Annotated in this window: 8 protein-coding genes and 1 tRNA gene; 3 read left to right on the forward strand and 6 right to left on the reverse strand. The window is 43.0% G+C overall.

The window, feature by feature from the left end; genetic code table 11:
- Positions 1-116: 116 nt before the first annotated feature.
- Positions 117-746, reverse strand: coding sequence for a sensor histidine kinase (locus Q0081_RS18715; protein ID WP_298356741.1), 630 nt, complete (start codon positions 744-746; stop codon positions 117-119).
- Between the two features lie 74 nt (positions 747-820).
- Here Q0081_RS18715 and Q0081_RS18720 point away from each other — a divergent pair, with 74 nt between their 5' ends.
- Complete coding sequence (locus tag Q0081_RS18720; RefSeq protein ID WP_298356744.1) at positions 821-2,065, forward strand: hypothetical protein; 1,245 nt, start codon at positions 821-823, stop codon at positions 2,063-2,065.
- Between the two features lie 12 nt (positions 2,066-2,077).
- Here Q0081_RS18720 and Q0081_RS18725 read toward each other — a convergent pair whose 3' ends face one another.
- Positions 2,078-4,336, reverse strand: coding sequence for a bifunctional (p)ppGpp synthetase/guanosine-3',5'-bis(diphosphate) 3'-pyrophosphohydrolase (locus Q0081_RS18725; protein ID WP_298356747.1), 2,259 nt, complete (start codon positions 4,334-4,336; stop codon positions 2,078-2,080).
- A 249-nt stretch (positions 4,337-4,585) separates the two neighbouring features.
- Here Q0081_RS18725 and Q0081_RS18730 point away from each other — a divergent pair.
- Together Q0081_RS18730 and tig are read left to right on the forward strand one after the other, a co-directional pair.
- Positions 4,586-4,667: transfer RNA gene (locus Q0081_RS18730), tRNA-Leu, on the forward strand.
- Positions 4,668-4,814: 147 nt separating this feature from the next.
- Complete coding sequence (gene tig / locus Q0081_RS18735) at positions 4,815-6,161, forward strand: trigger factor (RefSeq protein ID WP_298356750.1); 1,347 nt, start codon at positions 4,815-4,817, stop codon at positions 6,159-6,161.
- Positions 6,162-6,215: 54 nt separating this feature from the next.
- Here the strand turns inward: tig and Q0081_RS18740 are convergent, their stop codons facing one another.
- The 4 genes from Q0081_RS18740 to Q0081_RS18755 all read right to left on the reverse strand — a co-directional run bounded on the left by Q0081_RS18740 (position 6,216) and on the right by Q0081_RS18755 (position 9,587).
- The gene (locus Q0081_RS18740; RefSeq protein WP_298356752.1) at positions 6,216-6,797 is read right to left on the reverse strand and encodes an O-methyltransferase; all 582 of its coding nucleotides are present in this window, start codon (positions 6,795-6,797) and stop codon (positions 6,216-6,218) included.
- Between the two features lie 28 nt (positions 6,798-6,825).
- Positions 6,826-7,617 (reverse strand): alpha/beta hydrolase family protein, encoded by a 792-nt coding sequence (locus Q0081_RS18745; protein WP_298356755.1) that lies wholly within the window; start codon positions 7,615-7,617, stop codon positions 6,826-6,828.
- Between the two features lie 6 nt (positions 7,618-7,623).
- Positions 7,624-8,730, reverse strand: coding sequence for an alcohol dehydrogenase catalytic domain-containing protein (locus tag Q0081_RS18750; protein ID WP_298356758.1), 1,107 nt, complete (start codon positions 8,728-8,730; stop codon positions 7,624-7,626).
- 77 nt (positions 8,731-8,807) lie between these two features.
- Positions 8,808-9,587, reverse strand: coding sequence for a hypothetical protein (locus Q0081_RS18755; RefSeq protein ID WP_298356761.1), 780 nt, complete (start codon positions 9,585-9,587; stop codon positions 8,808-8,810).
- Between the last annotated feature and the right edge of the window lie 212 nt (positions 9,588-9,799).

Below are 9,799 nucleotides of genomic sequence, written 5' to 3' on the forward strand. Positions count from 1 at the left end.
AGCACAGGAAAATATTCAGTTGGGTGTCGAAAAACTCTGTGATGAAGATGAGAAAGTCAGCTCACTAACCTGCTTTCCCTATTTAAAAAATACAACATAATAATATTGAATTAGTATTATACGTTTAATTCGATATTGATAACTGTGCCGTGGGGAGTATTGTTGTCAAAGTCTATGTTTCCCTTAAAGTAATTGACCCGGTGCTTGATATTGGTAATTCCTATGCCTTTAGAAGCGGCAAGTTTATTGCTGTCTAAGCCTTGTCCATTGTCTTCTACGGTCAGCATTATTTTATTGGTAGTGGTGGTTAATTGTACCAAAATCTGAGTAGGTTTTGCGTGTTTTACGGCGTTGTTAATTAGCTCTTGAATAATTCGGTAAATGTAAGTGTTGGCTGTGTTGTCTAATGTCCGTACTTCGCCCATACTTTCATAAATGATATTGATGTGAGTAGCCGACATAATGGACGTGCAAAAGTCCTTGATGGCATCGTTAAGACCAAATTTTACGAGCGCCTCCGGCATAAGATTATGCGCTATTTTTCTTAATTCAGAAATAGTAGAATCAAGTTGAGAAATAGACTGCTCAAAAACGCCGACGTTTTCGGCACTCATTATCAAATTTTCTTTCATATTTGTAAATGACATTTTTACACCCGACAACATTCCTCCCAAACCATCGTGCAAATCTTTTGCAATTCGATTTCGTTCTTCTTCCTGCCCTTTCAGCATGGCATTGACCGACAAGAGTTGCTTGTCTTTTTCGAGTTCTGCAATTTTTAGCTGTTGAATCTTTTGTCTGTCGTGAATTCAATTTTGAAATGCAATTTTTTGTTTTTCTTGGATTCAAGTTTGAAGTGCAATTTGGTGTTTTAGCCCAATCTGTGACGATTGACCCAAGAGCTACTGCCAATGGCGCGGCCATTATTAGAGCCCAGAGTACCACAGCGGGTACACTTATCCCCAATATGACCTCCTCTCAACGAACGCTCATTGCCTCGCCTCCCAAAGGGCTGTTGGTTTTTGATACTGACACGGGTACGTTTTGGTTTCATAACGGCACTGCTTGGGCACAATTGGGGGGAGGAGCTTCTTACTGGACACCTACCGACGGAGCAACTAATCTCAGCACTAATTATCCTGCTTATACGCTTGGAGGTGGCACCAATACCGCAGGTTTGCTGTCGGGGGCAGGAACTGACGGGACATTACGAATTTTTTCACCAAGCATATTGGTTGCTCCGTATTTGAATCTGGATGGAGCGAGTATTCAAGCCAGGAGTATGACTATTTTTACGGGCGTTAAGTCAGAAAACAACCTACTGTTAAATCCATTTGGAGGAAATATTGGGGTGGGTATGAGTACTCCTCACGCCCCTTTACAATTTGCTTCGACATCCAATGTCAACAGGAAAATTGTTTTATTTGAAGACTTCAATAACAATCATCAGTTTTATGGATTTGGCATCAACGACGGCTTGCTTCGGTATCAATCAAGCGGCGGTGGAGACCATGTGTTTTATTCAGCAATAAGTGCGAGTGCATCCAAAGAATTAATGAGAATTAAGTACGATGGAAATGTGAAATTAAGCGAAGGAATGTATAGCAACCAAACGGGCAATTTGAACATGGTACCGTTGGGTGTGGTGCAATACTGGGTACAAACATCCGGTGGCTTTGGAACTACTTCTAATTATCGTAATATAGCAGGGAGTTTAGTAACTTCTCATACGTACTGGGCGGAAGCAAACATAACCCTTTCAAGTGGAATGGGGATAGAGTTAAGACTGAACCCAAGTATAGTAAGCCAATATTCAAGAATTATAGCAGTAGGAAGTCCAGGCTTTATAGGACATTCAGATGCCTTATCTACCAATAGTATTATATCGGGTATTTCTATGCACTTTAATCCTAATCGTATGGTTAATTTAAATACCCCTGAGGCCGATGAAAGAAATACTCCTACAAATTATGAAAAATTTACGGTAGAGATGATTGTAGATGATTGGGCGATTACTCGGTTTCAAACACTACACGGCACAGTCATGTTTTACGGTATTAAATAACCCTAATTCACATTAATCAAACCTTGCTATTTTAAATACCCCTTCTACTTGTTCTATTTTCTGAATGAGTTGCTCTAAGTGGCGGGTATCATACACGTAGAGTTTGATGTGTCCCTCAAAAATTCCCTCATCGGTTTCGACCGAGATAGAGCGGATATTGATGTGTAGTTCGTTGGAAATGATACGTGTTAGGTCATTGACCAAGCCTACGCGGTCGGTGCCGTCGATGCGTAAACCCGCCAAAAAGGCAATTTTTTGTTGTGATGTCCATTTGGCCTTAATGACTCGGTTGCCGTGATTGGAAAGCAATTCGGGGGCATTGGGGCAAGTGGTACGGTGGATTTTGATACCTTCGTTGACGGTCACAAAGCCAAATACATCGTCACCGGGAATGGGGTTACAGCACACGGCCAGGATGTAATCAATCTTGTCCATATCTTCGCCAATAAGCAGGGCGTCGGCGTCGGTCCGTTCGCCGTGCATTTTTTTGAGTTCCTTCGTAAACTGCTTACCATCCTGCAGTTCGTCGGTATTGATTTTGGCCTGTATGTTTAGTTTGGCTTCTTTCTCGTGTTTAAACTTCTTGATTTCGTCGGGATTGATATAGGCTTTCCCAAACCGATAATACAAGTCGTTAGGGGTTTTGCAGTTGAAATAGGCCCTGAGTTGGTTGATCAGTTCAAGAGTTACTTCAAGATGAAGAATTTTACACTTTTTCTCAATAATACTCCGCCCGTCGGTTACATACTGTTTATTCTCTTCCTTAATTAACTCTTTGATTCGTGCTTTGGCCTTGGAAGTAACCACAAATTTCAGCCAATCTTCGCTCGGTTTTTGGCGTTTGGCGGTGATGATTTCAACTTGATCCCCATTATTAAGGGCCTGACTGATAGAAACCAAGGTATTGTTGACCTTGGCAGCAATACATCGCGCCCCTACTTCTGAGTGAATATCAAAGGCAAAATCCAGTGCTGTTGCCCCGCGTTGAAGCACGCGCAATTCTCCTTTGGGAGTAAACACAAATACTTCTTCGGCAAAAAGATTACTGCGGAAGTCGTCCAAAAACTCCAAGGCCGCAGCTTTGCTGTCTTTGGTGGCTTCCAGCATTTCACGAACCTGACTGATCCATTGATCTATTCCTTGACCCGTTTTGGTGTCGTTCCCTTTGTATTTCCAGTGAGCAGCTACCCCTTTTTCGGCAATTTCATCCATGCGTTTGGAACGAATCTGCACCTCTACCCACTGCGCCCTATCGGTTCCATCGGGGCGGTACATCACTGTAATGTGCAATGATTCGTAACCGTTGGCACGGGGCGTAGCCAGCCAATCTTTGAGGCGATCTATGTTTGGGGTATAGTGGTCCGTTACAATGGAATAGGCGTGCCAGCAATCAGATTTTTCCTCCTTAATTTCCTTGGAATTCATGATTACCCGAACGGCAAACAAGTCATAAATTTCCTCAAATGGTTTTTTTTGCTTGCGCATTTTATTCCAAATGGAGTAGATAGATTTGGGGCGCCCTTTGATGGCAAAATCGTAGCCCTGCTCTCTGAGGTCTTCTTCAATCGGCTCAATAAATTTGCTTATAAACCGATCGCGCGAAGTTTTGGTAGCGCGAAGTTTATCCTTGATTTCTTCAAATCCTTCTGGTTCGGTATATTTTAGATACAGATCTTCAAGCTCTGTTTTTATGGAATGAAGCCCCAACCGGTGGGCTAAAGGGGCGTAGATAAAAATAGTTTCCGAAGCAATTTTCAATTGCTTATCGCGCGCCATGCTGTCCAACGTACGCATATTATGCAGGCGGTCGGCCAGTTTGATCATAATCACCCGAATGTCATCCGACAGGGTCAGAAGCATCTTTCGGAAGTTTTCGGCCTGCTGAGAGGTACCGAATTCAAACTGCCCCGAAATCTTCGTCAAGCCATCAATAATCTGGGCTACTTTCTTCCCAAACTGATGTTCGATGTCTTGCAGGGTAAAATCGGTATCTTCCACTACATCATGAAGAAGGGCACATATAATGGATGTAGTACCCAGCCCGATTTCTTCCACGCAAATTTGAGCAACGGCAATAGGGTGGTAAATGTAGGGTTCGCCGGATTTGCGGCGCATGTCTTTGTGTGCTTCTACTGATAAGTTGAAGGCCTTTTTTATCAGTTTAGCATCTTTGTCTTTCAAAAACGGTTTGGCAGCACGCAGTAATTTACGATAACGTTTAAGAATTTCTAAGCGCTCTAATTCCAAATCAATTTCTACTTCAATAGGCATATTATAGGTATGTCGGTTGTCCGATCAGTTGTACTCAGTACGACCAAAGTAGGCAATTAATTTTTTTTTTACAAGTTTTTAATCTATTTAATGTCAAATAAATGATTTAAAAAGTGGATTAAATAGTTGAAATGCAGTAAGATACTTTGGCACACAAACTATTTCCAATTTTTAGAGAAATAGAAATTTTATAAAATGTTTGTGATTTTTATTTATAATTCATAATTTTGCAACCCCAAATCACACGCTGCGGGCGTGGCGAAATTGGTAGACGTACCAGACTTAGGATCTGGCGCCGCAAGGCATGGGGGTTCGAGTCCCTCCGCCCGCACTGCATTTCAATGAGTGAATTAGTGAATTAGTGAATTAGTGATTTTCTTTCACACTTCTTCACTGTCCTAATTCACTCATTTTGTTTTTTATTGAGTTACCAAATCAAAACCGCGCGGGCGGCCCCGTCGCAAATCAACAATAAATCATGGAGGTTCTCTTAGAAAAAAGTACACCCACCAACGCCACATTGACTGTCAAATTGGCGAAAGAAGATTATCAACCTAAAGTAGATAAAACCCTCAAAGATTATAGCAAACGTGTCAACCTGAAAGGCTTTCGCCCGGGCAAAGTTCCTACTCAGGTCATCAAACGCATGTATGGCAAAACCATCGTTATCGATGAAGTAAACAACTTGTTGTCTGATACGGTCAACAGCTACATCCGCGACAATAAATTGCCGGTAGTGGGCGACCCGCAAATTGACCGTGATAAAACTGCTGCCATTGACTGGGATGCACAAAGTGAATTTGAATTTAACTACGAATTAGGCTTAGCGTCTGATTTTGAAGTGGATTTGAGCACTTTAGCCCCTGTATCCGCTTATACAATTGAGGCAGGTGAGAAAGAACAGAACGATACCATCGAAAATCTTCGTACGCAATTTGCAGGTCAAATTAATCCGGAAGTTTCCGAAGCCGGCGATATGCTTTACGGCGAATTGAAGCAGGTGGAAGGTGACTTTTCAACGAAAACTGCCATTCCTTCCAAACAAATCAAAGAAGAAGCACAGGAGAAATTCATCGGTTTGTCGAAAGACAGTGGTGTCACTTTCGATATCCGTGATACGTTTGTAGATGACAAAGCCGTAGCGCTTTTGACCGGTAAGAAAGAAGAAGATGTAGCCGAATTGACCGGTGATTTTTCGTTTACTATCGAAGACATTACGCGTCAGGCCCCTTCTGAAATCAATCAGGAGTTTTTTGATAAAGTGTTGGGAGTAGGCAAAGCCGAAACAGAGGAATCGTTTCGTGCCCAGGTAGCCGAAATCATTGAGAAAAACTACGCTCGCGAAGCGGATACATTATTGCGTCGTGATATTGACGAGGCTTTATTGCAAAATATCTCCATTGATTTACCGGAAGGATTTTTGAAAAACTGGCTTTTCAACATCAATGAAGGCAAATTTACGCCAGAGCAAATTGATGCAGACTATCCCCAATTTACGCGCTCGTTGAGATTATCGTTAATTAAAAATAAAATTGCCGATCAAGCCAACGTAAAAGTAGAATCGGAAGAAGTAATTGCCCGGGCCGAAGATATGGTACGTGAGCAGTTTGGTTTCTACGGTAACGAAATGGGTGAGCAGATGAACGATACTATCCGTAAGATTGCGATGAATTACCTCCAATCTGAAAAAGAGAACAATTACTCAAAAATGTTCAACTTGGTATTTGACGACCGCGTTTTTGAAGCTCTGAAAGGTCAATTAGCACTTGAGCCAAAAACGATTGGTGTAGAGCAGTTTAAAGAAATTGTAAGCAGCTTGAGTTAGTCAGTTTAAAATCTATATCAAAGCGCCCATTCTTACCGAGAGTTGGCGCTTTTTTTATGCCTTTTTCACTAAAATAATCACGCCCGAAGCCCACGACATTTTTACCATTTGAAAACGGTCATCATTTTCAAGGGTTTGAATAAGATTTGCCACTTTTTCCGCGTGTCCTTCGGGCCAATTGGGTTGGGGAAGCATATCGTCAATAATGTAAAAGCCGCCTTCTTTTACCAGTAAAAGTGTTTCTTCCAAATGATTGTATTTGCCGGGCCACGTATCCGCAAAAATAAGGTCAAAATGATTTTTGGGAAGTTGTACAATCACGTCTTCCCCAAGACTGCAAATCAACTCAAGCCGTGAATCATGGCCAAGGTGTTTTTTGGCAATGGCAATCAATGCGTCATCCGATTCAACCGAAATAAGCTTAGAATCTTTGCTCATACCTTCTAAAATCCACGCGGTAGCACGCCCCGCGCTGGTACCTAATTCCAGAAAGTTTCCGGATGGTTTACTTGCAACAATCGTTCGGAGAAAAATCCCTGTCAAATCATCTGAGGGCTGTCCAAAATTAATACCGGCAGCATCTACGTCAATTTTTTCAATGATTGCCGGTTTGTGCGGAATATGGCTGTCGTTCATAAAAACTTATAAGTCTTAAATGGTTTAATCACGAACACAAGCTACCAAAAAAAAGCAAAGAATCAACAATGTGCTTTTCCCAATAAGGCCACTCATGCCCACCCGTAAATTCTTCATAGTGGTGCTCAATGCCGTGTTGGACCAATGCTTCATGTAGCTCTCGATTGGGTTCAAGTAAAGGATCTTTACTTCCACAATCAAAACGAAAGGGAGGAAGAATTGACTTGTTTTTCAATAGAGATTCCAACACTGACTCCTGTGCTTGAATAGAAGTGCTTAGCTCTTCAAAATCTTCAACAAATTGGCGTAATTGGCCAAACTCTGTAATAGACGAATGCCCTGAAAACGCACGGAATAGAGTAGGGTATTGGGCTCCCAAACGTAAAGCACCGTAGCCTCCCATCGAAAGTCCGGTAATAAAAAGCGGTAAGTCCCTGCCGGAAATTTGCTCTTTAACCGCATTGACCACATCCTCCACAATCCATTTTTCGTAGTTTTCGCTTTGATGCGGTACATAGCCACTGCCGTCGCCAAAAAGTCCATCGGAGGGCATAACGAGCAACATAGGGGGTAGTTTTCCTTCTATGATAAGCCGTTGGGCTGTTTTATGTACGCCTCCCTTCAGCGTCCATGCCCAATGACTGCCATATACGCCGTGCAACAGAATAACCATTCCTTTGATTTCAGAAAGAGTTACATCGGGTACAAATACGCTGATGTCGGCCCGTTTTTTCAACGCCGGGCTTTTGACGGTGATTAAACGAAGGTTATCGGATTCAAAACGTGGGTCAGAGAGTTCGACGGTGAAGAATTGGCTCATGGTTTTTCAAAATACAATCACCCCCTTCGCATTCCTGCCCGCGTGCATGTCGGCAAAGGCATCGGAGAGTTGGTCTAAGGAGTAGGTTTTAGTGACCATTTGGTCCAGAATGAGGTCACCTTTGGCGTAGAGCTGTTGTAGAATCGGAAAGTCAATTTGGGGACGGGCTTTGCCGTAAAGCGGGTTGATGTAGATTTTGTCCCATTCAAACAGGTTCATGTCAATGGTGATTTCCTGCTCAATGCCGCTGACCTGACAGGCTACACCTGCATTGCGTATCATCGCTAATGGCGCAGCACCCAATTCAGGAATGGCAGTACATTCAAACGCATAATCCGCCCCACGACCATCGGTCATTGATTTCACAACTTGAGCGGCTTGGAGCAAACCTTTATCGGTTTTCTCCGCCAAAATCGTGTGGGTCGCTCCGTATTCTTTGGCCATTTCGAGACGTAGGGGATTAATGTCTATCGCAATGATTTTGACAGCTCCCGCGATTCGTGCGCCCTGAATCACATTAAGCCCCACGCCGCCCGTACCGAGTACGACCACCGAACTGCCCGTTTTGACTTTGGCGGCATTGACCACTGAGCCATAGCCTGTCATCACGCCGCAGCCCACAATGGCCGCCGACGAAAACGGCATCTCAACCATTATTTTAACACAAGCCGCTTCGCGGACGAGGGTATATTCCGACATAGTTCCCAAACTAAAAGAGCGCTCTATTGGCTGCCCGTCTAAGGTAGTAGAAGTTAGCGTAGCGTGACCTCCTGCCACTTTGTTTCCCGCCGTGACGGGGGAGTTTACTTCGCAGATATGTTGTTTTCCTTCCCCACACTGAAAACATTTACCGCACGGAATAGCCCAGTTCAGCATTACTTTATCGCCTACTCGCAAACCCGTGACATTGGGGCCAATTTTTGTAACCATTCCCGCTCCTTCGTGTCCCATCACAAGCTGTTTTCCCCACGATTGGGAATCCCAATCGGTGTGGCAAATACCCGCGGCCTTGATTTGCACCAGTACTTCATCGCCTTGCGGGTCAGCGACTTTAAGGGTTTGGATTGAAAAATGGCCGTTTCCGTCGGCGATGGCTGCTTTAGAGAGAATCATTTTGATAGTACCTTTTTAACCACTAAGGCACTAAGATTCGCTGATTCTTAGGGTCTTAGTGGTTGACAAATAGGGAGTTATTTGGCCTTAGGATATTGGCTCAAATCAGGGCGTTTGAAATCCGTGAAAATGCTTTCAGGAAGTTTATCAAATACCATGATGTCGGTTAAGTCACGGTCGCCGCGTTCGCCCGAGATAAGGATTTTGCCGTGTTTTTTATAATCAATCCACGGACGAATAAAGCCTGGTTTTTCTGCATCGAATTTAGGGAAATACGCCCACTGCCATACCAAATGATTGGCTTTATTGACCCATACTTTGTATTTATTGTCGGGGGTATTGCCTACTCCTTTAAACGTAAGTTGGATGAGGTCAGCATCGACTCCGTCCTGCGTTTTTTCTTCACCTATGTATTTAAGTGTTACACCCGAATCTTTTAATTTGAATGGCATCAGGAGCCAATAGCCGTCGTTTATCCAAGCTCCTTTGCCACTTTTTACAAATTTAGCAACGGAGTCAGGTGCAGTTTGTTCCTGACCGTATTTGAATATGCGTCCTTTGTCGGTATTGATATTGAGAAGAACCGTTTGGTCGTTATTAACATTGTCAATCCGCACATTTCCGGTCCATTTGTCCCAAATGAGCTTCCGATTCCCGAAAAAATTCCAAGCGATATAACGGGTTTTATCCCAATTTTTTCGTCCACCCATGGCTTCCATGGCCATATCAGCAATTTGAATGGCTTTGGCATCAGAGCCTGCTTCATCAAAGCCAGCGGCGGGAGGGTTTTTCTGAGCAAAACCGGTTGCAAGAATAAAACAGCATAACAGGCTGACAATGATTCGTTTCGTTGACATAAAATTTTGAAATTTAGGGAAATAATAGGGGCTTTTGTGATTAAAACAAGGAACAATTCAGGTTCTACCCAACAGGCTGACTATAATCATTTATCAGGGCTTTTTCATAAAACAGTTTAACTTCTTGCAAAACAGCTCTTTGCCTTGTGTCTATCAAAGTTAAAATCTTCTCTGACGAGCCTTATATTATTTGTTATATTCTTTTTTGGTAT

Origin of the sequence: Runella sp. (assembly GCF_027484545.1) — a bacterium.
Classification (GTDB): Bacteria; Bacteroidota; Bacteroidia; order Cytophagales; family Spirosomataceae; genus Runella.

Coding starts and splice junctions, on each gene's coding strand:
- Q0081_RS18720 (WP_298356744.1), top strand. CDS start 821: ATGCAATTTTTTGTTTTTCTTGGATTCAAGTTTGAAGTGCAATTTGGT.
- tig (WP_298356750.1), top strand. CDS start 4,815: ATGGAGGTTCTCTTAGAAAAAAGTACACCCACCAACGCCACATTGACT.
- Q0081_RS18725 (WP_298356747.1), bottom strand. CDS start 4,336: ATGCCTATTGAAGTAGAAATTGATTTGGAATTAGAGCGCTTAGAAATT.
- Q0081_RS18755 (WP_298356761.1), bottom strand. CDS start 9,587: ATGTCAACGAAACGAATCATTGTCAGCCTGTTATGCTGTTTTATTCTT.
- Q0081_RS18745 (WP_298356755.1), bottom strand. CDS start 7,617: ATGAGCCAATTCTTCACCGTCGAACTCTCTGACCCACGTTTTGAATCC.
- Q0081_RS18740 (WP_298356752.1), bottom strand. CDS start 6,797: ATGAACGACAGCCATATTCCGCACAAACCGGCAATCATTGAAAAAATT.
- Q0081_RS18750 (WP_298356758.1), bottom strand. CDS start 8,730: ATGATTCTCTCTAAAGCAGCCATCGCCGACGGAAACGGCCATTTTTCA.